General features: G+C 38.2%; 22 protein-coding genes and 2 pseudogenes. 11 read left to right on the forward strand and 13 right to left on the reverse strand.

What is annotated here, in order from left to right; translation table 11 throughout:
* The first annotated feature begins 109 nt into the window (after positions 1–109).
* Together JCM9140_RS05475 and fabF are read left to right on the forward strand one after the other, a co-directional pair.
* On the forward strand, positions 110–1,048 hold the full coding sequence (locus JCM9140_RS05475; RefSeq protein WP_034743434.1) for a beta-ketoacyl-ACP synthase III: 939 nt from the start codon (positions 110–112) through the stop codon (positions 1,046–1,048).
* A 26-nt stretch (positions 1,049–1,074) separates the two neighbouring features.
* Positions 1,075–2,316, forward strand: coding sequence for a beta-ketoacyl-ACP synthase II (gene fabF, locus JCM9140_RS05480; protein WP_034743436.1), 1,242 nt, complete (start codon positions 1,075–1,077; stop codon positions 2,314–2,316).
* Positions 2,317–2,448: 132 nt separating this feature from the next.
* Here fabF and JCM9140_RS05485 read toward each other — a convergent pair whose 3' ends face one another.
* The 4 genes from JCM9140_RS05485 to JCM9140_RS23605 all read right to left on the reverse strand — a co-directional run bounded on the left by JCM9140_RS05485 (position 2,449) and on the right by JCM9140_RS23605 (position 7,505).
* Positions 2,449–3,468, reverse strand: a complete 1,020-nt coding sequence (locus tag JCM9140_RS05485; protein WP_052002078.1) for an LCP family protein — start codon at positions 3,466–3,468, stop codon at positions 2,449–2,451.
* Positions 3,469–3,832: 364 nt separating this feature from the next.
* Positions 3,833–6,346 carry a CBS domain-containing protein gene (locus tag JCM9140_RS05490; RefSeq protein ID WP_052002079.1) on the reverse strand — a complete coding sequence of 838 codons (2,514 nt, stop codon included), beginning with the start codon at positions 6,344–6,346 and terminating at the stop codon, positions 3,833–3,835.
* A gap of 71 nt (positions 6,347–6,417) precedes the next feature.
* Entirely contained in the window at positions 6,418–7,065 is a 648-nt protein-coding gene (locus JCM9140_RS05495; RefSeq protein WP_034743438.1) for a hypothetical protein, read from the reverse strand.
* Positions 7,066–7,349: 284 nt separating this feature from the next.
* Positions 7,350–7,505: a hypothetical protein gene (locus JCM9140_RS23605; RefSeq protein ID WP_156314789.1), complete on the reverse strand. Its 156-nt coding sequence runs from the start codon at positions 7,503–7,505 to the stop codon at positions 7,350–7,352.
* Positions 7,506–7,916: 411 nt separating this feature from the next.
* On the opposite strand from JCM9140_RS23605, the gene JCM9140_RS05500 reads away from it, so the two are divergent.
* Positions 7,917–8,435 (forward strand): GNAT family N-acetyltransferase, encoded by a 519-nt coding sequence (locus JCM9140_RS05500; RefSeq protein WP_034743441.1) that lies wholly within the window; start codon positions 7,917–7,919, stop codon positions 8,433–8,435.
* Between the two features lie 23 nt (positions 8,436–8,458).
* Here the strand turns inward: JCM9140_RS05500 and JCM9140_RS05505 are convergent, their stop codons facing one another.
* On the reverse strand, positions 8,459–9,046 hold the full coding sequence (locus JCM9140_RS05505) for a cell wall hydrolase (RefSeq protein ID WP_034743573.1): 588 nt from the start codon (positions 9,044–9,046) through the stop codon (positions 8,459–8,461).
* 369 nt (positions 9,047–9,415) lie between these two features.
* On the opposite strand from JCM9140_RS05505, the gene JCM9140_RS05510 reads away from it, so the two are divergent.
* A complete protein-coding gene (locus tag JCM9140_RS05510; RefSeq protein ID WP_052002080.1) occupies positions 9,416–10,546 on the forward strand; it encodes a D-alanyl-D-alanine carboxypeptidase family protein in 1,131 nt (376 codons plus the stop codon).
* Here JCM9140_RS05510 and coaA read toward each other — a convergent pair.
* Positions 10,539–11,522 carry a type I pantothenate kinase gene (coaA, locus tag JCM9140_RS05515; protein ID WP_052002081.1) on the reverse strand — a complete coding sequence of 328 codons (984 nt, stop codon included), beginning with the start codon at positions 11,520–11,522 and terminating at the stop codon, positions 10,539–10,541. The genes JCM9140_RS05510 and coaA overlap by 8 nt on opposite strands.
* 183 nt (positions 11,523–11,705) lie before the next feature.
* Between coaA and JCM9140_RS05520 the strand changes: the two genes are divergently transcribed.
* A complete protein-coding gene (locus JCM9140_RS05520; RefSeq protein ID WP_034743444.1) occupies positions 11,706–13,856 on the forward strand; it encodes a DNA topoisomerase III in 2,151 nt (716 codons plus the stop codon).
* Positions 13,857–13,882: 26 nt separating this feature from the next.
* On the opposite strand, the gene JCM9140_RS22355 is transcribed toward JCM9140_RS05520, so the two are convergent.
* Positions 13,883–14,221, reverse strand: coding sequence for a hypothetical protein (locus JCM9140_RS22355; RefSeq protein ID WP_052002082.1), 339 nt, complete (start codon positions 14,219–14,221; stop codon positions 13,883–13,885).
* 19 nt (positions 14,222–14,240) lie between these two features.
* On the reverse strand, positions 14,241–14,378 hold the full coding sequence (locus tag JCM9140_RS23610) for a hypothetical protein (RefSeq protein WP_156314791.1): 138 nt from the start codon (positions 14,376–14,378) through the stop codon (positions 14,241–14,243).
* Positions 14,379–14,605: 227 nt separating this feature from the next.
* On the opposite strand from JCM9140_RS23610, the gene JCM9140_RS05530 reads away from it, so the two are divergent.
* The 3 genes and pseudogenes from JCM9140_RS05530 to JCM9140_RS05540 all read left to right on the forward strand — a co-directional run bounded on the left by JCM9140_RS05530 (position 14,606) and on the right by JCM9140_RS05540 (position 16,537).
* Entirely contained in the window at positions 14,606–15,442 is an 837-nt protein-coding gene (locus JCM9140_RS05530; RefSeq protein WP_034743584.1) for a DUF2268 domain-containing putative Zn-dependent protease, read from the forward strand.
* 34 nt (positions 15,443–15,476) lie between these two features.
* Positions 15,477–15,701: a YuzI family membrane protein gene (locus tag JCM9140_RS05535; protein ID WP_034743446.1), complete on the forward strand. Its 225-nt coding sequence runs from the start codon at positions 15,477–15,479 to the stop codon at positions 15,699–15,701.
* 93 nt (positions 15,702–15,794) lie between these two features.
* A pseudogene (locus tag JCM9140_RS05540) lies at positions 15,795–16,537 on the forward strand (DUF3603 family protein).
* Positions 16,538–16,844: 307 nt separating this feature from the next.
* Here the strand turns inward: JCM9140_RS05540 and trpS are convergent.
* Positions 16,845–17,836 (reverse strand): annotated as a pseudogene (gene trpS, locus JCM9140_RS05545) (tryptophan--tRNA ligase).
* A gap of 186 nt (positions 17,837–18,022) precedes the next feature.
* Here trpS and JCM9140_RS05550 point away from each other — a divergent pair.
* Positions 18,023–19,138, forward strand: a complete 1,116-nt coding sequence (locus tag JCM9140_RS05550; RefSeq protein ID WP_034743448.1) for an MGDG synthase family glycosyltransferase — start codon at positions 18,023–18,025, stop codon at positions 19,136–19,138.
* Between the two features lie 48 nt (positions 19,139–19,186).
* On the opposite strand, the gene JCM9140_RS05555 is transcribed toward JCM9140_RS05550, so the two are convergent.
* Both JCM9140_RS05555 and JCM9140_RS05560 read right to left on the reverse strand, forming a co-directional pair.
* The gene (locus tag JCM9140_RS05555; protein WP_034743450.1) at positions 19,187–20,278 is read right to left on the reverse strand and encodes a class II aldolase/adducin family protein; all 1,092 of its coding nucleotides are present in this window, start codon (positions 20,276–20,278) and stop codon (positions 19,187–19,189) included.
* A gap of 2 nt (positions 20,279–20,280) precedes the next feature.
* Positions 20,281–21,519, reverse strand: a complete 1,239-nt coding sequence (locus JCM9140_RS05560; RefSeq protein ID WP_034743452.1) for a zinc-dependent alcohol dehydrogenase — start codon at positions 21,517–21,519, stop codon at positions 20,281–20,283.
* Between the two features lie 127 nt (positions 21,520–21,646).
* On the opposite strand from JCM9140_RS05560, the gene JCM9140_RS05565 reads away from it, so the two are divergent.
* Positions 21,647–22,561 (forward strand): diacylglycerol/lipid kinase family protein, encoded by a 915-nt coding sequence (locus JCM9140_RS05565; protein ID WP_052002083.1) that lies wholly within the window; start codon positions 21,647–21,649, stop codon positions 22,559–22,561.
* Between the two features lie 66 nt (positions 22,562–22,627).
* Here JCM9140_RS05565 and JCM9140_RS23615 read toward each other — a convergent pair whose 3' ends face one another.
* Both JCM9140_RS23615 and JCM9140_RS23620 read right to left on the reverse strand, forming a co-directional pair.
* Positions 22,628–22,777: a hypothetical protein gene (locus JCM9140_RS23615; RefSeq protein ID WP_156314793.1), complete on the reverse strand. Its 150-nt coding sequence runs from the start codon at positions 22,775–22,777 to the stop codon at positions 22,628–22,630.
* A gap of 212 nt (positions 22,778–22,989) precedes the next feature.
* The gene (locus tag JCM9140_RS23620) at positions 22,990–23,166 is read right to left on the reverse strand and encodes a hypothetical protein (RefSeq protein WP_166485449.1); all 177 of its coding nucleotides are present in this window, start codon (positions 23,164–23,166) and stop codon (positions 22,990–22,992) included.
* Between the two features lie 88 nt (positions 23,167–23,254).
* On the opposite strand from JCM9140_RS23620, the gene JCM9140_RS05570 reads away from it, so the two are divergent.
* On the forward strand, positions 23,255–23,809 hold the full coding sequence (locus JCM9140_RS05570; RefSeq protein WP_034743454.1) for a TlpA disulfide reductase family protein: 555 nt from the start codon (positions 23,255–23,257) through the stop codon (positions 23,807–23,809).
* The last annotated feature ends 101 nt before the right edge of the window (positions 23,810–23,910 follow it).

The following is a 23,910-nucleotide window of genomic DNA, read 5'->3' on the forward strand; positions in this document are numbered from 1 at the left end:
TTTTATATGATTGGATTGTAGACATAAAGATCTTCTTGCTGTAAAATTAGGATCAGGTACTAATAATTACCCAAAATGTCGTGTGAATCGCGAAAGGGGAATGAGAGAGATGACAAAAGCAGGAATCTGGGGGATGGGAAGCTATATCGGCGAAGAGCTTGTGACGAATGCTGATTTTGAAAAGAAAATAGATACAAATGATGAATGGATTCGAACGAGAACAGGAATTGAAGAAAGACGGTTTGCTCCCAAAGATGTTGATAGTTCACATATGGCTTATCAAGCGTCAAAAGATGCATTGGATCATGCTGGGCTAGAGGCGGAAGATATCGATTTAATTTTGGTTGCAACGGTTACTCCTGATATGCCATTTCCTACTGTGTCTAATCTTATTCAACACCGATTAGGAGCAAAGAACGCAGCTGCTATGGATATAAGTGCTGCGTGTGCTGGTTTTATATATGGATTAGCAACAGGACAACAATTTATTGAAAATGGTGCGTATAAACATATTTTAGTTGTAGGTGTAGAAAAATTATCCAAAATAACGGATTTCTCTGATCGAAACACAGCTGTTTTGTTCGGTGATGGGGCAGGTGCTGCTGTTCTTGGTCCAGTATCTGAGGACAAAGGAATATTAGCATTTGAATTAGGCTCAGATGGAGCAGGAGCTATGCACATCAATCAAAAAGGTCCTTATCTTGAAATGAACGGGCGTGAAGTGTTTAAATTTGCTGTCCGTCAAATGGGAGATTCTTCACTTCGTGTGCTTGAAAAAGCTGGGTTAACAAAAGAAGACTGTGATTTCCTTGTACCGCATCAAGCCAATATTCGAATTATGGAAGCGGCTAGAGAACGACTAGAACTTCCTTTGGAAAAGATGTCCAAAACGGTTCATAAATATGGAAATACATCTTCTGCCTCCATTCCAATGGCAATGGTAGATGAGTTAAGAAGTGGGAAAATTAAAGATGGAGACCTTCTAGTTTTAGTAGGCTTTGGAGCTGGTCTTGTTTGGGGCTCTGTTGCAATTAGATGGGGCAGGTAACCATTAACGCAAAGGAGAGAAAAGCTGTGGAAAAAAGACGTGTTGTAGTTACAGGAATAGGGGCAATTACACCTCTTGGTTTAAATGCTCAGAATACATGGGAAAATGCAATTGCAGGAAAATCAGGTGTTGGACCTTTAACAAGAGTTCCGGCTGAAGAGTTTCCAATGAAAGTGGCAGCTGAAATTAATGATTTTGATCCAGCGGCCTTTATCGATAAAAAAGAAGCACGTAAAATGGACAGGTTTACTCAATTTGCAGTTGCTTCAGCTTTAATGGCACTAGAAGATGCAAAACTTGAAATTACAGAAGAGATTGCGGACCGTGTCGGTGTTTGGATTGGTTCTGGAATTGGTGGAATGGAAACATACGAACAAAATTTTCGTCAATTTCTAGAAAAGGGACATCGTCGTGTAAGTCCATTTTTCGTTCCAATGATGATCCCAGACATGGCTTCTGGCCAAGTGTCGATTACAACTGGAGCGAAAGGGATTAATTCATGCTCAGTCACAGCATGTGCATCTGGAACGAACTCTATTGGAGATGCCTTTAAAGTCATTCAACGTGGTGACGCTGATGTGATGATCACAGGTGGATCGGAAGCACCAATTACAAATATGGCTGTTGCTGGTTTCTGTTCAGCGAAAGCTGTTTCAACAAGTGAAGATCCATCTACGGCTTCTAGACCTTTTGATGCAAATCGGGATGGGTTTGTGATGGGGGAAGGTGCTGGTATCTTGATTCTAGAGAGCTTAGAATCAGCCCAAAAGCGCGGTGCAACAATTTATGCTGAACTCGTTGGATATGGAGCAACAGGTGATGCTCATCATGTAACTGCGCCAGCACCAGAAGGTGAAGGTGGAGCAAGGGCTATGAAGCAAGCTATCCAAGATGCTGGTTTACAGCCGGAAGATATTGATTACTTAAATGCTCATGGAACAAGCACACCATATAATGATAAATTTGAGACAATGGCTGCTAAGGCTGTCTTTGGTGACCATGCCTATAAATTGGCTGTAAGTTCTACAAAATCGATGACCGGTCATTTATTAGGTGCAGCTGGAGCGGTTGAAGCGATTTTGTCTGTGAAAGCTATCCAAGAAGGGATGATTCCACCGACAATTAATTATGAAACGCCAGATCCGGATTGTGATTTGGATTATGTTCCAAATGAGGCTCGTAAACAACACGTAAGGGCCGTCATGAGTAATTCTCTTGGTTTTGGTGGCCATAACGCTACTCTTGTTTTTAAAGAGTTTATTAAATAAAAGCATCATTTTTTGAAGAATAGAGATTTTCTTTTTAGTGAATGGGTGTTAGGCACTCGAATTCCACTGGAAGAAGGGGAAATCACAGAAAAATACAGCAAGAAAAAAGGCTTGATTAACCATGGGAAATGGTTAGTCAGCCTTTTTTTCTTGTTTGTTATCATGATTTATCGTAAAAAAATCGGATAACGCTTGACGGTTTTTTTCGATATCAATTTCCAATACTGCTCCAGCATGTGGATAGTACGTATTTTTAAAGCTATCCTCGGTAGGAATACGCATTGTTTCGATCTGTTGAATTGGATGAAGAACAACATCTCGTCCAAGACTAAGCAATTTAGATGTTCGAATATTCGTCTCGATTTGGGGCTCGAGGGTTCCAATTAATTTTGGGATTTTTGAAATACCTGAAATCGTGAACAGTTCCTCTTTTAATGTTTTTATTACTTCTTGTTGTCTTTTGACACGTCCAAAGTCGTTTTCAGCATCTTTTCGAAACCGAACGTATTTTAACGTAGCATCTCCATTCAATTTTTGCAGACCTGGTTCAAAATGGATATGATTCATCGGATCATCCATTTTCTTTTCAACCATTACTTCTAATCCGTTCGGTGCAATTGTATCAACTAATGTGACAAAGCCATCGAAGTTTGCTAAAGCATAATAATGAATATCAATTCCGAAATTGGTTTCGAGTGTATCCTGAAGAAGTTCTACACCCCCAAAAGCAAAAGAAGCATTTATTTTATTATTTGATCGACCAGGTATTTTTACATAGCTGTCGCGCATAATTGATGCAAGCTTCGCATCACCGTTTGTTGGGTTAAATTGGGCAAGCATAATGGTATCAGTTCTAGCAATGTTACCACTTGTCGTATCGACACCAACAAGAAGTACATTAATAGGCTCGTTGTTTTCAGGTTCTTTCGCTTGAATAAAAGATTCTTCTTTTGCTTCAGATTCCGTTTTGCTTGACTGTGTGAAAACCTTAGTCATTTGATTGTTTGTCTCGGTCTTTCCGGCCTCGTATTGAAAAAAAATGTATGTGCTTATTGTTCCAAGGAACAACGTAAACGTTACAATTACCATTAGGAGTATGTTTCGAGCTCGTCTTTTTCTTTTGATCGCTTTCAGATTTTTTCGGGTGGACAATGAAAGCCCTCCTCACATTCCGATAATCGAAGTTATAGGTTGAAATTGTATGTTCTAATAAGATCAGTGTCAGAGTGAAAACATATGGTTATTATTCGTTGGTTCACGTGTTTTCATGAATGGAAAGTAAAAGAATTAAATGAATAATGGGGAAAACTGGAATTATAGAGAAGCTGTTTTAGCTTGTGAAAGTCTAAGGCGTGGGTAGGAAAACAAGCCACTGAAAAAGTAAATAAATGACTTTTTCAATGCCCCTTGGAGTAGGAAAAAGGAGTGGTGAATAGTTGGAAATACACCTTTTTTTCTCCTTTTGTTTGTTATTGAAATGATCATTACGACAAACTTGTGCAAAGAGAACTTCTCCCTAATCAAGGGGAAGTTCTGCTACTTTGTTTTCGAGCCAAGTGACTGCATCATCTTTGGTTTGAATGATTTCGTCAAGCTGCAAGCAAGCTAACTGGTGAAGAAGATCTGAAAAATCAGGTCCTGGATTTAATCCTTTATCAATTAAATCTTTACCTGAAAGAAGTAAGTTCAATTGTTTTCTTTTTTGTAAATAAGTAAGGAGTTTTTGGTCATTTGTTAATTGGGCGAAAAGATAGAGAACATCATCTTGGAACAAGTGTAGCTGATCATGAATGGAACTTAAGGATTCATTTTTTATGTCGATCTGTTCCATTTTTATTAATTGTTCAATCATTTGGTTATGTTCTGATATAAGCGCATATGGCTTGATGACTACATGCCAATCTTTTTGTCCATAAGCGATTGTCAGGAACGTGATAAAAGGATGGGGCATTTCTTTTATAATCGTACTTAACTTCTTCATGGTGTGTTCATTTGGTTCTCTGTGGAATAAGGTTGACCATATTCCGAGAGATTGTAAGCAAGTAACGGCATCTAAGGTTACATTTTCCTTTTGGAGGAGTTCGAATTCACGTAATAGACGTTTTGCACTTACTTGCTTCAACATAGGTACTGCATTTAAAGCTAATTCAAATGTATGCTCAGCTAATTCATATTGAAAGCGAAGGGCAAACCGAACAGCACGAATAATTCGGGTTGGATCTTCAATGAAACTGAGTGTATGTAAGATGCGAATTTTTCTAAGCTGGATATCTTCCTGTCCTTGAAAGAAGTCGAGTAGTTTTCCAAATTGACGCTTATTGATTTGTAATGCCATAGCATTAATCGTAAAATCTCGTCTTCTTAAGTCTTCACGTATATTTGAGGCGCGAACATTTGGAAGAGCCGCTGGCGCATCATAGTACTCCGTGCGACAAGTGACAATGTCTAATTTGTGATTCTCTTCTGTTGTCCATGTGGCAGTGCCGAATTTCTCATGAGATTTTACGTTTCCACCTAATTGTTTTTTTAGTTGATTGGCAAACGCAATGCCATCTCCTTCTACAACAAGATCAATATCTTCGTTTGGACGTTGTAAAATGAAATCACGAACAATTCCACCAATTAAATAAATTTTTACACTTTGTTGATCGGCTATAGAACCAATTTCTAGGAGGAGCTCATACATTTTTTTAGATAATTGCTGCTTCATCAAGAGTACGATGGGTTGTTCGTTGTCTTGATTTGTTTCACGGTGAAGCTGTTCAATGATATCGGTTCTAGATAGTATGCCAATCATTTCATTGTCTGATAAAATGGGGATTCGGCCAATATTATGTTTCATCATCGTTGCTTGAATTTCCTCAAGTGAAGCATTTGATCCAAGCGTAACTAGCTGTGTGGACATATAAGCTTTAACAGGAGCGTGTCCAAGTCCATGGTGTGTCGCTTTATCAACATCTCTTCTAGAAATAATACCAACAAGTACTCCTTCTTTATTTACAACAGGGAATCCTGTATGTCCATATTGATACATTTGATCCAATACTTCATCTATCGATAGGTCTGGTGCGACATATTTAACAGGGCATGCCATTATATCTGCCGCTGTAATAGCTGGTTGAATCATGAGCGATAGAGATTCTGTCACGTGTTGAATAACAGGTTGCAACTGTTCTTTTTTTACTGTTGCTGATGCGGCTTGAGCGTGTCCTCCTCCGCCTAAACGGTCCATTAGTTTTCGTAAATCAACTCGGTCCGTACTAGATCGTGCAACCACATATACATGTTCTTTCATTTTTACGATTGAAATGGCAGCATCAGAGTCGGTCGATTCCATTAACCTTCTTGTTAATGTCGCGAGTCCACTTTGATAAAAGGGTTGTTCATACGTTGTGATAAAGAGAGTAATGCCATCGATGTATTGCTGTGTTCCGTTCGTTAATAATGATTGAAAAAGGTCCCTTTCTTCCATGGATAAAGTTTGTCCTGAAAAACGATCCACTAATTGAATATCCATCTTTTGTTGCTTTAACAAGAACCCTACATACAAATCTCGTTCAGTCGTTTGTTGATATGTAAAGTTCCCTGTGTCCGTATATAATCCTAACCCAAATAATGTTGCTTCAAAAGGGGTTAGCTGAATGTTCCTTGCATGAAGTCTTTCCATTAACATGGTAATGGTTGCTCCTACTTGTTCTATGTAGCGTTCTCCGCTAGAGATATCTTCTTCTTTTGGCGAGTGATGATCGTACACAATCGTCCGTATATCAGGTCTAATTTCCTGTACTGGAATTCCAGTTCTTTTCATTGAAGCAACATCAACTAAAATTAATGTTGTCACTTCTGACCATTGTATGTCTTTATAAGACGAGAACTTTAATTCATCTCGATAAATGGCAAGATATGATTTAACCGTTGGATTTTGTTTGTCGCTAAGAGCAACTTGGGCATCTGGGTGAAGTTTTTTTGCGGCTAGCAAAGAAGCTAACCCGTCAAAGTCAATATTGACATGGGACACAATAACATTCATGTTTACCCTCCCTTTCTTCAGGTTCATTGTAGCAAATTTCACTCGTGTATGATACGGAAAAGAAGAAGGGGTTATCCTTCTTCTTCAATGATTAATCCTGTTATTTCAAAAGGAGTTTGGTCATATTTTGATTGCAAGTAGTTTTCTTTTTTTCCTCGTGCAAAAGTACGATACTCTAATACAAAGTTTTTAAAATCTTGGACTCTTTTGAAGGCAATGTTTGAATCTTCTTCAAGTTGAATGAGATAGGACTCTTTTTCAAACAATAGAGAGTGGTCTTCCGACATAGTTAATCCGATATCATTGAACGGAGGTATTTGTGCTTGGAACGTTTCATAAACGCTCAACGCATAGGTCGTCCCAGCTAGTTCATCAAACTTTTTTACTTTTGTTATTGTTTTGTTGTATTGTTGAACGAGGTGTTGAATGTGGGTAAGAGTATCATATTCGTGTTCGTCTAGTTCAGTGGCAGCATGATACAACATTTTTTCTTGTTTATAAAATTCTTTAAATGTTTTTCTGATTTGTTTGTTCAACTGATAATATCGTTCATACGAGAGTAACTGATTTTCTGTTGGATGGCTTGTTTGATTGTTGGTTCGATCCGTTTGTTTTACAGGCTCAATCGGTTCAACGCTACCAACGTCTGTATGACGATTAACATAAGACGCTTGAATGCGTTCCGATCTTGTACGTGATGTTCGAGACAGACGACTCATACATTTCCACCTTTACTGTTTTCTATTACATGTATTCTTGATAAATAGGGAAAGTACCTGTTTTTTATAAAATTCTCTTTTCGGAAAGGTGGCTGTGAATTACAATTTTCGCCAAGTGAAATGGGATGGAAGGCTATTTGAATCTTGCGGGAAATAGAGGGAGGCAACTCAAAAAGTGATCGTTTACTTCGGACTTAAAATGAGCTTTGCCCCCCATCCCGTCCGCTTTTTGAGAGAAACCATAGAAATTCCAAGAGAAACCAAAGGTCTAATGACATTGCAGATTAATTAGAGATCAGATCGATAGTGTACTTTGTCGTTTCATAGGAAAAAGCACGAGACTTATCATTACCTGGCTGTATTACTGTTTGAACATAATCAATTGTACTGCCGTTTACTCGTGGCATGTTTCCAATTAGTGATCTTTGATGTTGAACCATAATTCGCTCAAACTCCATCCATTAAAGAGAAAATTAATGTGAAATAGTAGAAGAGTAAGAGTAAAAGATGAGTAAAAGTAACCCTAGCAGGGGAAAAACACGGAGACTCCTGCGGGAGCTGTGACCCACGTGTGAGACCCCGCAGGCGACAGCCGAGGAGGCTCACCGGGCACCCGCGGAAAGCGGAGTGTTATTCCCCTGCGACAGTTAGGCACTTTTCCAGTGGTCTCAAATAGAGGTAGGGTCGAGATCCTACAGGTGCAACCGAGGAGGGCCCGACACCTCCTTGCGGGTGCGAGTGGCTGTAGCGCAATGGAACGAACATGATCGTTCCACTTAACCAAAAAACAATAAAGAACGAGAAATTAGCTTTTTAGAAAGAACAGAAGATGAGAGAAGGGAGGATTCATTATGATTATCCGGATGTTACAAAAGAAAGATTCCGAAGCGTTTAAGGAACTTAGATTAGAAGGATTAAAGGAAGAGCCAAAAGCTTTTGCGGCAAGCTTTGAAGAGGAACTGGATAAGCCAACTACATATTTCGAGAATAAATTAACAAATGAATCAATCTATTATGGGTTATTTCAAGAGGAACATTTAGTCGGAATGGTCAGTCTGACACGTCCGTCTTTACAAAAGATGAGGCATAAAGCCTCGCTTGGAAGTTTTTATATATCTAGTGAAGCACGAGGCAAAGGATATGGCAAAAAGATTTTAATACAAGTTATGCAAGAGGCAAAACGACTTGGGATCGAGCAATTACAGCTAGTTGTGGCAATGCCGAATGAAAAAGCAAAACAACTTTACGAATCATTAGGTTTTTATGTGTATGGGTTTGAAAAGCGCGCACTTAAAGTGAACGGGGAATACATTGATGAAGAGTATATGATGAGGGAATTAGAAAATGAGGAGTTCTACCAAAAAGTTTAATTTTGGTAGAACTCCTCTTGTACTTACTTTGCAAAAACATGGTTTCCAATACGAACGGTTTCTGTTCGAGTAGCAATCCAGTGATTTGTAGCAATAGTTGGGTTATAGAAAAACAATGAACCAGACCCTTGTCCACGGAATGCTAGTGCTTCATTTACGGCGCGAATCGATTCGCTGTCTGCTGCACGGTTAATTCGACCATTTTGTACAGGTGAGAATGCATAGTGACCATGTGAAACTTCATTAATAACACCACGTACCGTATTTGGGAAGTCACGGTGTGCAACTCGGTTTAACACAACGGTTGCGACGGCCACTTTTCCTGCATAAGGTTCTCCTTCTGCTTCTGCTCGAACTAAACGAGCCAATAAATCTCTTTCAGCGGCAGAAATAGTAGCAGGAATGCTTAATCTTTCACCAACCATAATCATAGAAGAAGATTTATTGTTCGCTCTTTGAATATCAATGGCTGAAACGCCGTATTGTTGTCCTAATTTATAAAGCGTATCTCCTGAAACAACAGTGTGTGTAGTGGAAGATGCTTCCGTATCTGTTCCTCCCACAAAAAAGATCGCTGCTGCCGTAAAAACCGTCATAAGTATTTTTTTCATCATGTAAAACCTCCTCGGTAAATCGTACTCTACTAAACTAGCATAAAAAACGATCCGAGGAAGTAGCTAACTTTTTCCAATAAGAATAAAGAAAATGAGCAGGCTTAGAACCTGTAAGGGGCATCGTCCTTTTTTACAGTTCTGTAACGAACTTTGTATAAATCTGAAATTTTGATAATTCAATTACTAGTTTTATAAGAAGTTCCAGAAAAAACAAGGAGTTACGTATGATTTAAAGGTTCTGTAATATCGGTGTAATATGTTTGAGTTATAATGATTTTACTCAAGTTATAAGTAAATAAGAGTCACTGAAAAAGCTCGGTTTTTACCTTTTTCAGTGGACTTGTTCTATGTAAGAGAGGGGTAAGTGTGAAACGAATAATCTGTTTAATTAGTTTTGTTCTTGTTTTTTTTATAGCGATAGATAGTAAAATAAAGGCTGCTGACAATAATTTTTCAATGCCATTACATAGTGAAACAGCCATTCTAATGGATTTAGGAACAGGAAAAGTTCTATTTAACCAAAATAAAAATCAAATTATGTACCCGGCAAGCATTACGAAAATAGTAACGGCGATGGTTGCGATTGAAGAGGGGAATTTAGATGATATTGTCACAATCAGCGATGAAGCTGTAAATGTAATAGGAACACGAGTTTATTTAGTAGAAGGTGAGCAGGTTCCTTTGTTAAAACTCGTTCAAGGATTGTTAATTAATTCTGGAAATGATGCGGGCACCGCGATTGCGGAACATCTATCTGGCGATGAAGAGCTTTTTTCTGAAAAGATGAATCAATTTGTAACAGAAACAATTGGAGTCGAAGATACTTATTTTAGAAACCCTCATGGTTTGTACGATGAAAACCATGTTACAACGGCCTATGACATGGCAAAAATAACGCAATATGCAATGAAGAATAAGACATTTCGAGAGATCGTTGGAACAAAGGAAATGGAATGGATTGGTGAAGGCTGGGACACAGTTATCTATAATCATAACCGCTTGTTATGGGATTATGAGGGAGCAACAGGTGTAAAAAACGGATTTGTTCGTAAATCAGGATATACACTTGTCACAACAGCCAAAAGAGATAACATGGAGCTAATTGCTGTGACATTGAACGCTCCCTCAGCTAAACATGCATATCAAGATATGACAGCTCTATTTGACTTTGGATTTGAGCAATATACAACAAACACCGTTTCGCATCATGAACCATTTGAGACAGAAACAGGGGAAGAGTACCAGTTAAATGAAGATCTCGTTTATCTTTCTAAGCGAGAAGAAGAGATTACTTTTCATGTTAATCGGCTTGGGCGCTTATGGATTCGAGGAGAAAATAACCGAATATTAGCTACAACGCTTCTGTTTCCGCAAGATGAAGCTGAGTTAGAGGACTTAGAAGTGAGCAAAACAGAAGAAATAGCGAGCGATGATCATTCCGATTCTCAAATCATGCAAATCCTCTCTCAAATAAGGGCATTTTTCACATTTAATTAAAAAATGTAGAGATGAATTCATCTCTACATTTTTTTAGATGGACTTCTTCTACACGATGTTCCATTCCTTTTTTTAAGATAAGGTCAGCACGATGTCGAGTAGGTCGAATGTTTTTTTCGAGGTTAATCCCGTTAATTGTAGCCCAAACGTCATTTGCAAATGCAAACGCCTCTGCATCGTTAAGGTGACGGTAACGATGGAAAAATGATTCTGACTGTTGAAAAGCTGTGTTTCGTAAAAGTTTAAACCTCTCAATATACCAAGATCGGATATTCTCTTCCTCGGCATCAACATAGATCGAAAAGTCAAAGAAATCAGAGACGAATACTTGAGGAATTCGGCGGTCCTTTTTATTTACTTGCAATACATTGATTCCTTCTACGATGACAACATCTGGTTCAATCACTTTCTGGACAGTGTCTTCTAGGATATCATACGTTAAATGAGAATACATAGGCGCTTCTATGTAAGCGCAACCAGATTTTAGTTCATATAAAAAACGAATTAATTTCCCAATATCGTAACTTTCAGGGAACCCTTTGCGTTTCATTAATCCTCGTTCTTCAAGAATGGAGTTAGGATAGAGAAATCCATCTGTTGTAACTAAGTCAACTTTTGGTTGATTAGGCCATCTTGACGCTAACGCTTGAATGAGTCGCGCAGTTGTACTCTTTCCAACAGAGACACTCCCTGCAACCCCAATGACAAACGGCACCTTTTTCGTTTTCTTTTGTAGAAAGGTGCTTACATTTTCATGTAATTGGACCGATTGGGTCATATGCATATAAAGCAATTGTGATAATGGTAAATATATATCAGCAACTTCATCAGCAGAAATTGTTTCATTGATGCTACCAAGTTTCTCACGTTCGTCAGCCGATAAAATCTCAATAGTTGAATGTGATAATTTGGACCACTCAGCACGGCTAAATGTCGTGTAAGCAGATAAAGGAACAGACTTATTTAACGTAGCCATATGGTTCTCCTTTTTTAAGTATGAAATCAAAAATACTAATAGCACGTTTCGAACATTATGTGATGTAGAGTACCTTTTTGTATAGTAACATTAAATGGGAACAAAAGGGTAATTTTTTCACACAGAATTTTATTAGAATACGTTATAATGTTCAAAAGGAAACAGTGAAAGGATCGAATTCGGATGAAAGTCATTATTGCCGAAAAACCAGACCAGGGGGTAAAACTGGCTGCACCTTATCCGTCTGTCAAAAAGGCCGGATATATTGAAATTAAACAAAATGCTCAGTTTCCAAATGGTGCCTATGTAACTTGGGCGATTGGGCATTTATGTGAATTAGTGCCACCAGAAAAATATGATGCCAGTTGGAAAAAGTGGAAGCTAGACACACTACCAATGATTCCTGAAGCGTTTAAGCATCAAGTGACAAAAGGAAAAGGGAAGCAGTTTCAAGTTATTAAAAGCCTGATCTCCCTTTCGAATGTAAATGAAATTATTATGGCTGGAGACGCAGGGCGTGAAGGAGAACTAATCATACGGCTCATTATTGAACAATGCAGAATTCACAAGCCACTTAAACGACTTTGGCTATCTTCCCTTACAAAAAAGGCAGTCGAAGAGGGGTTTCGTTCACTTAAAAATGAAACAGAAACACGTCCGCTCTACTTTGAAGCGTTAAGCAGATCTTGTGCGGATTGGCTAGTTGGAATGAACGCATCACGTGCCTATACCCTGTTATTACAAAAAAAAGGAATTTCTGATGTGTTTTCAACAGGAAGGGTTCAGACCCCAACATTAGCTTTAATTGTAAAGAGAGAAAAAGAAATCGAAGCGTTTGTACCAGAGCCTTTCTGGGAAGTTCGAGCCACGTTTCAAGTAAAGGAGCAAACCTATTCAGGAATTTGGCATAATGATGGCGAAACAAGGTTAAAAACAGCTGAATTAGCACAGAAAGTGGCGTTATTTTGTGAGGGGAAAACGATGTCTGTGCTCGATGTAAAAAAAGAGGAAAAGAGTCTGAAACCTCCTTTTCTGTTCACATTATCAAGCTTGCAAACATCAGCCAATCAACGATATAAGTATTCACCGAAAAAAACCCTTGATTTAGCACAAAAATTATATGTGAAAGGGTATATCTCATACCCAAGAACAGATTCTCCATTTGTGACAAAAGGCGAAGCAGCTACGTTTCCGACGATTCTTAAGGCATTAGCAGAAAAACGAGAGTATGCCCAGTACTTTCCATTGCCTGTTCCCTCTCTAATAGGAAATCCACGTTTTGTCAATGATCAAAAGGTTAGCGATCATTACGCGATTATTCCAACTGAACAAGTTCCTTCTTTCACTAAACTGACAACAGACGAAAAGAATGTATATGATCTAATTGCTCGCTCGCTTTTAGCGGCTCATGAACAAGATGCCATTACCGATACGACGAGAATGGAAACCCTTGTTGATCAGCGTGCCACATTTCAATCGAAAGGGAGAGTAGTGAAGCAACTCGGTTGGAAGAAGATCATATCATCTAAGCAATCAAAGTCAGAAGAGGAATTACCGAATATAGAAAAGGGATCAAGTGGACTTGTCATTAAAGTAGAAACGAAGGAATCCATCACTCAGCCACCTAAACGCTATACTGAGGGGCAATTGATCAATGTCATGAAAATGGCGGGCAAACAAGTAACAAATGCAGAATTAGAAAAAGTCTTGATGGAATCTCAGGGGCTTGGAACAGAAGCGACAAGAGCAGGAATCATATCTGTTTTGAAAGATAGAGGATATATGATTGTGACGAAAAACATCGTGTATCCAACAGAAAAAGGACGTTTGTTAATTGAAGCATTAGGGTCAAGTTTGTTAACGTCTGCTGAAATGACGGCGAAATGGGAACAACGATTGCGCGAAATTGGCAAAGGTGTTGCATCACCTAGTGCCTTTATGGAGCAAACGAGAAACTTAATTAATCACTTAATCGAAGAGGCAAACACACAAGCATCCAAATGGGAGTTTTCTGAATTTGATTTATCTTCTATGCAAGGAAGGACGAACAAAAGCAAAAGGAAGGTCTCATCAGTTGGAAAGTGTCCTGAATGTGGCAGTACAATCATTGACAAAGGCACATTTTACGGTTGTAGACAATATCAAACGAATCACTGTCGCTTTACAATTTCCAAGGTTATATTAGGTAAAAAGTTAAGACAAAAGGATGTTAAAGCTTTATTAAAGGATGGAAAGACAGAGCTAATAGACGGTTTTGTGAAAGGAGATACGAGCTTTCGAGCCGTACTCGTTTGGAATAAAAAAGAACAGAAATTATCGTTTCAAAATGAATAAAGATAGCTAGGTGATATGTATATCACCTAGCTATCTTTGTTTAATAACGATGAAAGAAAATCGCCAACGGGAACATCCCGGACTTGATCAACTAGTTTATCTAACTCTGACTTTTGTTGAATGTTTAGAGACCCTTCAAGCAGCACTTGGATCGTTTTATCTTTGTCGACCAAAATAGATTGAACACGTAACGCATTTGTTAAAATGGCTGTGATAACAGCGATTTGGTTGGGAGTTAACTTAGCATGAGGATCGATTTGTCTCCTCTGTCTCTGTGGTGGTTGTTGTGGATGTGGCTGCTGTATTGGTGGCTGCTGTTGGTATTGATAAGGGTTCTGAAAATGAGGCGGATCATTACGAAACATCCAAACCCCTCCCTATAATTTATTGGTCAAATAGTAATAAAGGACTCTGTGGACCTTCCGTTTCTTGGCCATTGCCAGTGAAAATCCCGGTTGTAAAACTGATAAAAAGTAATAGAACAACTGCAAACAACACTTTTGACCTCAAATCTCCGCTCATATTTTCCACCTTCTTCTTCTATCATATTTCTTTATCCTATTCTAAGAGGCAACAGAATGTTCATCTTTTGAGCAACCGATTTTCATACGTTTTGATGAAGAAAGGGGCAAAAGTGAAGGAGCTTTGTATATTTTTATTTTTTTCTCTTTCTGGTTAACAAAAAGGCAGAAGTTGGTTCATTTAAGATAAACCTTACATATAGTAGGAATAAGGAGGGAGTCACACTAATGGGGGTTGTTCGAACGGATAAGTGGCTTTTTCACTATAAAAAAAAGTGGAATCAAGCTAAATCAATAGAAGAAAAGATTGAATGCCAACGTGACCTAATCATTGAACCTTTATGTGGAGTTTTTCAAACGGAAGATGTGTTAGGTCTTCATCAATACCTTTTGCAAATGGGACTTTTCCTACCGGATCAATCAGTTGATTTAGAATATGAAAAATGGCAAGAAACGTTACCTTGGACGATCATTCAAGAACAATTTCACAAGTTACAACGAAAGTGGAATGGACCTGATGTGAAAATATATATTTTGCCTTTGAATCAGCAAAATCTTTTTTTGAAAAATGAGCTTGGAGGAAAAACGGGATTGTCGCTGAATAAGGGAATTCTCTTATTTGTTGACTCCGAAACAACGAAAAAAGATCTACTAGCCCTTATTACTCATGAATATCACCATATTTGCCGGCTGCAAGCGATGCAGCAATCGGAGGATTCCATTCCATTTTTAGAATCGATGATTATGGAGGGACTTGCGGAGTGGGCTGTTAAAGAAGAATTAGGTGAAAAGGCTTGTGCAGCTTGGACGACGCGTTATGATCACCTTTCAACGCATCATTGGTTTGAAAGATGGATTCGACCAAATTTATTTGTAAAAGGAAGAAAAAACTATCTGCACTACCTTTACGGCAACCAGGAAACGGGAATTCCTTTATGGCTCGGCTACTATGTAGGGTATCAATTAATTAAAACGGCTACGAGAGATCAGGATGATACGAAGCGAATGTTAGAAAAGCCTGCAGAGATATTTCTAGAACGATCAAAATTTAGTACAAAGAGGTGATAAGAATGATGGTGTTTACATGGTGTGATAGCTCATGATTCGGTTATTTTTTGTTTTGATTGGATTTTCGCTTGCGGTTATAGGTGGAGTAAGTATGTTAGCCTATTTAAACTTATTAACCACTGGGTATAACTCTGCCATGTATTTTATGTTTTTGTTACAAAGGATTGAGTTTTATTTCTTTATAATCGGTGTGATGATCATAATTGGGGCCATGACTGTTCCAATGAAACAAAGAAATAGAAGAAAAAAAAGATGACAAATTGGAATGAATTGAGAGAGTGTGGAATAAACTGGTTCTCCCCTGCCTATACTGTGGATACAAAACGAAATACAGCAAGGGGGGTTTTTTATGGTCCATATCCGGGACGTATGGGTCAATTGGTTCGAAGGAGAAGAGAATGGTTATAATGTATGTGATTTTCATGAATGGCGTAGTGATGACAGAATTGAAGTATTGGATCAAGCATTTTAGTGTATGTCACGTCGAACCTATTTGACTATATTGAAAATGATCTATCTGATCTACCTGAAGATTTATTATCTGAAGTTCATCAACAGAGTTACCTACGTAAGAATATGTCGCGAATACAATTGGATTATTGTTTTATTGCTACAGATGGCGAACGAATTATTGCTATTGATACAATGGGATACAAAACGCCAATTAGAAAAAGCCGCTTAACCCCAAGACAAGAACAACTGGTCTATGATCAATTAAAGCAACATGAATTAAGAAGATTTGAATTAGCAGTAGATGTTCAAAAAGAGTATCACATTCTCTCCCCAAGTCCGGATGATCTTTGGGGTTTGACAAGAAAAGAGCGTCAATTAAAGCAATTGTTGTATATGGCTCTTGATCAACTCTATTCAACAGGAACAGATGCGGAAGTAAGATATTGGTATACAGAATGGAGCCCAAGTGATTATGTACGAATTCAAATGCTAAATCGAGAAGAGGCTTGGGAACAATTATACTCAGAAATTAGACAAGGGTGGACCGTGAAACATCATCAATTATGTGAGGCAATGGTTCGTGGACAAGCTTTCTTTGAGAAGCTTTGGGAGCTTGAACATGGGACAAGTGTCAAATAATGAACCCTTTGTGAACGAGCATAGAAAAAAGCCTTACAAGTATACTAATGCCTAAGAATGAGTGAAGCCAGCTTATTCTTAGGCATTTACAATGTATGTGAACTCTCCTATAATTAGAACGTAAAGCAAACTGTAAGAGGAGGGGAAACAATGGATAATTTTGCATATTTAGTCATGCAGATCCTTACGGTTGTATTGCTTGTAGGAACACTTGGCCTTTCATTTTTTGTAGGGAAAATCATGAAAAAGAACAGTGGTTATTAAGAAAAAAAAGCAGAACGGTATAGGACCGTCCTGCTTTTTTTTGTTACTTCCGCTTTTTTCTTCCTAATCCCATTGCGCGTTCTGCTTTTTCAAGCATTTTAGAAGCAACGTGATTTGCTTTATTTGCTCCGTGATCTAAAATCTCGTCAAGCTCTTCGGATTCAATCAGGTTATAATATTTTGTTTGAATTGGACGAAGAGTTTGGACAACCACTTCTGCTAGATCAGATTTGAACTCTCCATACCCTTTTCCAACATAACGTTCTTCAATCGTTTCAACCGACTCCCCGGAACAAAGTGAATAAATGGAGAGTAGATTCGAGACAGCAGGTTTTTCGTCCCGATCAAAGCGGATCGTTCCTTCAGTATCGGTAACAGCACTCTTAATCTTTTTCACAATTGTATTCTCGTCATCAAGCATGGAAATATAACTTTTCGGATTTGGATTTGATTTGCTCATTTTTTTGTAGGGTCATTCAATGACATGATCCGAGCACCCACCTTAGGAATGCGCACTTCTGGAATCGTAAAAATGTCATTGTATTTTTTGTTGAATCGCTCAGCAAGGTCGCGAGTTAATTCAAGGTGCTGCTTTTGGTCTTCTCCGACAGGAACAATATCTGTTTTATACAGAAGAATATCAGCCGCCATAAGCGGAGGATATGTCAGGAGTGCAGATGAGACAGCTTCTTTTCCATCTGATTTGTCTTTAAATTGTGTCATTCTCTCAAGTTCACCTATGTATGATACACATTGCATGACCCAGCCAAGTTGGGCATGTGCAGGCACTTCGGATTGAATGAAAAGAGTTGCTTTTTCGTGGTCAATTCCTACAGCTAAATAAAGAGCAGCTAAGCTACGAATATTCTCGCGAAGCTTTAATCGATCTTGAGGTACAGTTATAGCATGTTGATCGACAATACAAAAATAACAATTGTAATCATTTTGCATATCAACAAAATGTTTCATCGCCCCTAAATAATTACCAAGTGTTAGTGTACCACTCGGTTGAATTCCAGAGAAAACAGTTTTCATTCTTGTCATTCCTTCCATATTGCTAAATATTTATAAAGTAAATCATATCAGATTGTCCCGAAAAAACATAGGTCGATGCGTTCTTCTAGGATGGTTCAATCTGAATTGACGTGAATGTTATTTATAAAAAAGCGAACACTAATTTTATCATCATTGTATTTGGTTCTAGGAAGAGAGGGTTCGTATATGAGTCACATCACAATCTTTTCTGCCTCTATCGGAAATGGTCATAACGAAGCTTCAAAAGCCTTAAAGGATCAGTTTGAATTACAAGGCGAGACCGTGACGATTGTCGATACATTTCAGTCTATTCATCCATTGTTGCATAAAGCGTTTTTAGAGCTGTACTTACGGATGATTGAGAAGACACCTAAGCTTTGGGGCAGGCTTTACCGGTATAGTGAGGAATACTCATGGTTTTTAGTATTGGATCAACTCGGAACATTTTTTTGTGAGAAATTGCATTCGATTATTCATAAGAATCGAACGAATGTGATGATATCAACCCATCCTTTTGTGACAGCTTTTTTAGCAAAATTAAAGAAAAAGAAAAACTTATCGTTGCCTTTATATACCGTTATAACTGATCTATACTTGCATCCGGCTTACGTAAGACCCGAAATTGATGGATATTTTACAGCATGTCCAAAAATTGATCATTTTGCGAGCGAACATAACCTCTCCTTAAATCAATTGTTTTGCACGGGAATTCCAATCAAAGAAATACCTGATGTAAATGTACCGAGGTGGAAGCTGCGAAATGATTTAGAGCTGCAGTCAGATGAGAAAACCGTTCTCGTTTCAGGTGGCGGATTAGGACTAGGGAAATATGAAGACATTTTAGCTTCATTGGAAAAAGTAAAACAACCGATTCAAATATTGTGTATGATAGGAATGAACAAAGAGCTAGAGCGCAAAATAAAAACGCTCACTAGCAAACATCGAGTACATGTAATTGGTTATACAGATGAATTTACAAAATATTTAAGAGCTAGTGATTTGGTTATCTCAAAAGCTGGAGGACTTACTGTTTCAGAAGCTCTAGCTTGTGAGACCCCTCTTTTAATATATGAACCTGTTCCAGGGCATGAAGAGGATAATGCACAATTTTTATTGGATTGTCAGTCTGCTTTTAAGGCTGAACAAATTGAAGAGATCGCCCATCATACTGAAAACATCCTCTTTAATCATGCTGTTTACGATCAATTGGTGCAAAATGCGAGGAAATTGAAGAAGCCCGATGCCGCAAAGCAAATTGCTTACGCGATCAAACGATTAACACAGACAAAACAAGTATTATGAGAAAAGAACTGACCAATCTTTCGAGAGGGGGTCAGTTCTTTTCTTTGTCTATGACATGGGTACTTGGCGTTGGATTTTTCCTTCAATGCGATTGAAAATATTCTCAAGAGATGGACCTGTAATCGTTAAGCCGTGGTTCTTTAATCCAATAATCGTCTCTGAAGGGTTCTCCGATTCTCGAATGAGCTGTGCAACGGTTTCAGCCAATTCAATCGTACCACATGGATAGTTAATTTCAGTTGCTTGGATGCCGTCCATCCAAGCATGGATATGAACAATAGCACCAACATCAGGGTGCTCTTTATAAATCATCCAATGCTCAATGGCATCAACTGAAGCGCGTTTTGGTGTTACATTTGGAGGAATGCTTACTTCAATATGGTTTTTCGAATCATTGTAACCTTTAATGTATAAAATATCTCTTCCAATCTCTTTCATATTCCCTTTGTCAATACCACTTGCACTCATCCAAAAATGGTTCTCATCGCTTCTTGCACTTAAATTTCCATAACTTAAACCACCAAGACCATACAACTTATTTAAATGTCGCATGTCTCTTTCACTTAAATATTTATCGATTGGAAACGGTGCAGGAAGCAAATCTAAATCATCAAGTTTCTTTCCTGAATGACTAAGCTCTGTTGTGATTCGATCGCCCTCCCAAAGGTTTTGTGGAAGGTCCTCAGAAAATTCATTGTTAATGACTAAGCGTGAACAAGTTAGTGGTTGAAGTCTTTCAAAGATTTCATTGTAAAATGCTTGTACATCATCGCCTTCGCGATAAGAGATAGAGTAACACCCTTGTTCAGGTGTTAAAAAGTGAACGTCTGTTTTACCCGCATGATGGTTCACATACATAAAGTGATTAGCTAAAGAACGAATTAAGAATGGATAAACCTCTGTAAATAGATCATAAGGTTGTCCAGAACTTTCTAACACTGCAACAACGAACGTTGCTTGTGCCTTGCGTCTAAATGGTTTGATCGAATCTTCCGTTACAAAATGAAAGACAAGTTGAAGCGGATCATTGGGATTGTCCGTGTACGTAAAACCGTTTTTTGAAAAGGTTGTTACAAGCCCTTTTGATAACTCTTGTAAGAACGGACTGGCAGGGTTTGAACTTATCATAAAATTTGTCATGTCTAACCTCCAACTGTAGTTTGATCATGGTTGAAGACAACTTTTAAGGCATTTTCTTTTTTTCGCTTTGTGATCGTCCCAAAAGCCGTCTTATAGTCATGTAGAGGATATTGATGTGTAATTAATGGTGACAGATCAACATTTCCTCTCTTCATTAATTCAATGGCAATTTGAAGAGTATTCATTCTCTTTCCTTCAAATTCGTTCGTGCTATAAGCAAAGCAGCCTTTAATCGTTAATTCATTTAACCAAACGGTCGTCCAATCAACTTGCTTCATGATGCTTGCTAATCCTAAAAGAACGACTTTTCCGCCACTTTCTGAAAATCGTAAGGCGTCCGTAACACTTTGTTTTTTTCCTACACACTCATAAACAATATGAGCGCCACCTTGAACGATCTCGGGGCCAAGTAGTGGCTTAAGGGTCGTAGCATGAAGAGCCTTAGCCGTATTGTCTACATAGGAGCTGTCCAAATAGATGACCTCGTCAGCCCCGAATGTTTTAGCCATTTCACCTTGAAATGCATGTTTAACTAGTATGGTGACATGACAGGAATAGCCAAGTGCTTTAATTGCGGCAACAACCGAAAGGCCAATGACACCTGCTCCGATAACTAAAACTCGATCACCTTCATTTGGTGGATTTCGCAAAACGGCATGAAGAGCGCAGCTAAATGGTTCAACAAGAACTCCGTTTAAGTCATCAACTTCATCTGGAAGTGGGAGAATTTGACTTTTGTGGGCGACAAAATAAGGGCTCCAGCTCCCGCCTGTGTCTTTACAAGCCCCAATTAGCAATCCTGATTCAATGGATCCTTTTGTTTTTTGCTCACATAAGCTTTCATCTCCTCGTGAGCAAGCAGGGCAAGGTTCTAAACCTCGTGTTTCACAAGAAAGGACCGGGTTAATAACCACTCTTTGGCCTTTTTGAAACTGAGTAACACTTTCTCCTAATTCTGCTATCTCTCCGACAGCTTCGTGACCAATCGTAAAAGGAAAAGAGACGTACGGTGATGTAGACGGACTATCGTGAAGAAAAAGCAAATTCATGTCACTTCCGCATATCCCACCATATTTTACTTTTATTTTTGCCCAGTCCTCGTTGGGTAAAGAAGGTTCTTCGGTTTCACCCCATGTTAAACATGACAATTTGGAGTTCCAATGTAAGGAAGGAAACCAACGGCCAAGCGTTTTCGTAAAGATATATTTTGGAATGGTAAAATTAAATTGCAATGCATTCATTTTAATCACCTCCCTAATACATATGGAAGTACGTACTTAATTACTAGTAATTTGGGCAAATTAACGTATTTTATTCATATTTTTCCTATATAATTGGAATAACTATCTTTGTATAGGGATTAGATTTTTGGAAACAGTTCGTCCAAAAGGGGAGCGTGGGAGTGTGTACTATTTTTTCGTAAATCGGACGTCAGGCAAAGGGCGCTCCGTCGAAGTTTGGAATGAAATAGAGAAGATATTAAAAGAGAAAAACGTACAATATCAAGCTGTTACAACGGATACAAAAGAGGAAGCGTTAGAAATTTTAAAGGAATTATTATGTACGAAACAAGCCATTCAAGCGATTGTTGCGCTTGGTGGGGATGGAACGATTCATTCGATAATGAATGAATTAATTGGATCTTCGGTTCCTTTTAGCGTTATCCCAACCGGCTCTGGAAACGACTATGCAAGAGCGCGGGGAATATCAAAGGATTACCGAAAAGAAATAGAAAAATTACTCTTAAATGAACAAAAAAAGATCGATTTATTAGAAGTTGGCAATCGCCATTGTATGACGGTTGTAGGAATTGGGTTTGATGGTAAGGTTGCAGATGAAGCAAATAAAATGAAGTGGAAAAGGTGGCTCGGTGGTACCGCTTATTTCTTTACGATTTTAAAAGTACTATTAACGTATAAACCGTCAGAAATTAAACTTAAATTAAATGATGAAGAACGACTTTTTAAAAAGGTATGGTTAATTGCCATTGCCAATCATGCTTATTATGGTGGGGGGATAAAGATTTGTCCGATTGCCAAGAGCAACGATGGAAAGTTAGATATTTGCGTTATTCATAGCCTTCCAAAGTGGCGACTTCTTTTTATTTTAGCAAGAGTATTTAGTGGGAAACATGTGTCTATGAAAGGAGTCGAATATCATCAAGTTGAAAAAATTGAAGTAGAGAGTGATGAACCGCTTTTTGTAACGGCCGATGGAGAAATGATGGGACAAACCCCAACCACTGTATCAATCAAAAAAGAGGCGTTTCATGTTATGAATTAATTAACAGACTAAAAAAGCCATTGAAACTACTTGTTTCAATGGCTTTCTACTGAACTCCACTCACGACTATTGAATGGAATTAGAGTCAGATAAGGGTTCGCGTTTAAGAGAACTCTTTTTAGCATGGTCCGTTTCGATATGTTCGTATTCTAAAATAAAGAGGAGATCTAAAAAGTGAAAGCTAAATTCTTTGATCTTCGCTAACATATGATTCATGCCATGTACCTCCTTGATTAGAAGAAGCTGTACATTTACTATGCGCATAAATGTATAAAAAAATGCGCATAGATTCAATCAGTTGAAGGTTATTTAGACCGTGGTGAAATGGAGCGGTGGTTAATCACTTCTTTAGGAATAAGAGGGCACTAAAAAAGGTTGGTATACCTTTTTTAGTGCCTTCAGATTAATATGCAGTGCTGCAGAATAGATTAACCTTCCTGATCCTTTTTTCTTCTTTCCATTAAACGCAAAATCCACAAAACAACATTGATAATTACGATCAAGTAAAAAAGCCAAGATGTCGTTGTTTCATTTTGATACGAGATGTATACAAAAACAACGAGAACAACTACAGCAAATACTTGCATTAATTGAATTTTGGACAAAGCCTTCCCTCATTTCGCATGATTTCTTCTGTTAGGACATACGATACATTATAACAATCTTGAAATCGTACGAAAAGAGGCGTGATGTATGAAATCGAAGCAAGCATTTTACCGAAGTGTTTTGATTATTCTTTTATGTGGTGTAGGTTTTATGTATAGTCAATCAGATAGTATCTATCAGCAAGTCGAAGAATCAGTCGCCGCAACGGTTCAAAAAGGAGTTCAAGTCGGACAAGAAGCTTTACCGATTGAATTGACAACACTGAACGGGGATGAGGTGTCCTTAGATGAGTATCTTGGACAGCCAGTTGTTTTGAATTTCTTTGCAACATGGTGCCATCCCTGTCAAGAGGAAATGCCTATTATTTTGGAGTTAGAGAAGAAGGTAAAGGAGCGGGGCGGAAAATTTGTCGCAATTAATATGACTAGTCAGGAAAAAAGCAAAGAAGAGATTAGACCTTTTCTTCAACATTTCCGTGCCACGTTTGATCCTCTTCTTGATCAAGATGGAGAGATCATGAAGAAATACCAAATCATTGGTATTCCAACAACACTTGTAATCGATGAACAAGGAATTATAGTCCAAAGAATCAACGGCGGATTAACAAATGAAATTATGGAGGATTTGGTGTTGTTTCGTTAAAATCCTAGCTTCATCCTTTAATAAAAAGCCTTGAGATGATTCTCTCAAGGCTTTTAAAAGTTACTTTCTTGTTTATAAAGATGGAGGTGAACTAGAACCTC

Origin of the sequence: Halalkalibacter wakoensis JCM 9140, from assembly GCF_000513095.1 — a bacterium.
Classification (GTDB): domain Bacteria; phylum Bacillota; class Bacilli; order Bacillales; family Bacillaceae_D; genus Halalkalibacter; species Halalkalibacter wakoensis.

Coding starts and splice junctions, on each gene's coding strand:
- JCM9140_RS23605 (WP_156314789.1), bottom strand. CDS start 7,505: ATGGTTCAACATCAAAGATCACTAATTGGAAACATGCCACGAGTAAAC.
- JCM9140_RS05550 (WP_034743448.1), top strand. CDS start 18,023: ATGAGTCACATCACAATCTTTTCTGCCTCTATCGGAAATGGTCATAAC.
- JCM9140_RS05500 (WP_034743441.1), top strand. CDS start 7,917: ATGATTATCCGGATGTTACAAAAGAAAGATTCCGAAGCGTTTAAGGAA.
- JCM9140_RS22355 (WP_052002082.1), bottom strand. CDS start 14,221: ATGTTTCGTAATGATCCGCCTCATTTTCAGAACCCTTATCAATACCAA.
- JCM9140_RS23615 (WP_156314793.1), bottom strand. CDS start 22,777: ATGAATCATATGTTAGCGAAGATCAAAGAATTTAGCTTTCACTTTTTA.
- JCM9140_RS05535 (WP_034743446.1), top strand. CDS start 15,477: ATGATTCGGTTATTTTTTGTTTTGATTGGATTTTCGCTTGCGGTTATA.
- coaA (WP_052002081.1), bottom strand. CDS start 11,522: ATGGCTACGTTAAATAAGTCTGTTCCTTTATCTGCTTACACGACATTT.
- JCM9140_RS05560 (WP_034743452.1), bottom strand. CDS start 21,519: ATGAATGCATTGCAATTTAATTTTACCATTCCAAAATATATCTTTACG.
- JCM9140_RS05490 (WP_052002079.1), bottom strand. CDS start 6,346: ATGAATGTTATTGTGTCCCATGTCAATATTGACTTTGACGGGTTAGCT.
- JCM9140_RS05520 (WP_034743444.1), top strand. CDS start 11,706: ATGAAAGTCATTATTGCCGAAAAACCAGACCAGGGGGTAAAACTGGCT.
- JCM9140_RS05475 (WP_034743434.1), top strand. CDS start 110: ATGACAAAAGCAGGAATCTGGGGGATGGGAAGCTATATCGGCGAAGAG.
- JCM9140_RS05530 (WP_034743584.1), top strand. CDS start 14,606: ATGGGGGTTGTTCGAACGGATAAGTGGCTTTTTCACTATAAAAAAAAG.
- JCM9140_RS05495 (WP_034743438.1), bottom strand. CDS start 7,065: ATGAGTCGTCTGTCTCGAACATCACGTACAAGATCGGAACGCATTCAA.
- JCM9140_RS05555 (WP_034743450.1), bottom strand. CDS start 20,278: ATGACAAATTTTATGATAAGTTCAAACCCTGCCAGTCCGTTCTTACAA.
- JCM9140_RS05570 (WP_034743454.1), top strand. CDS start 23,255: ATGAAATCGAAGCAAGCATTTTACCGAAGTGTTTTGATTATTCTTTTA.
- JCM9140_RS23610 (WP_156314791.1), bottom strand. CDS start 14,378: ATGAGCGGAGATTTGAGGTCAAAAGTGTTGTTTGCAGTTGTTCTATTA.
- JCM9140_RS05505 (WP_034743573.1), bottom strand. CDS start 9,046: ATGAAAAAAATACTTATGACGGTTTTTACGGCAGCAGCGATCTTTTTT.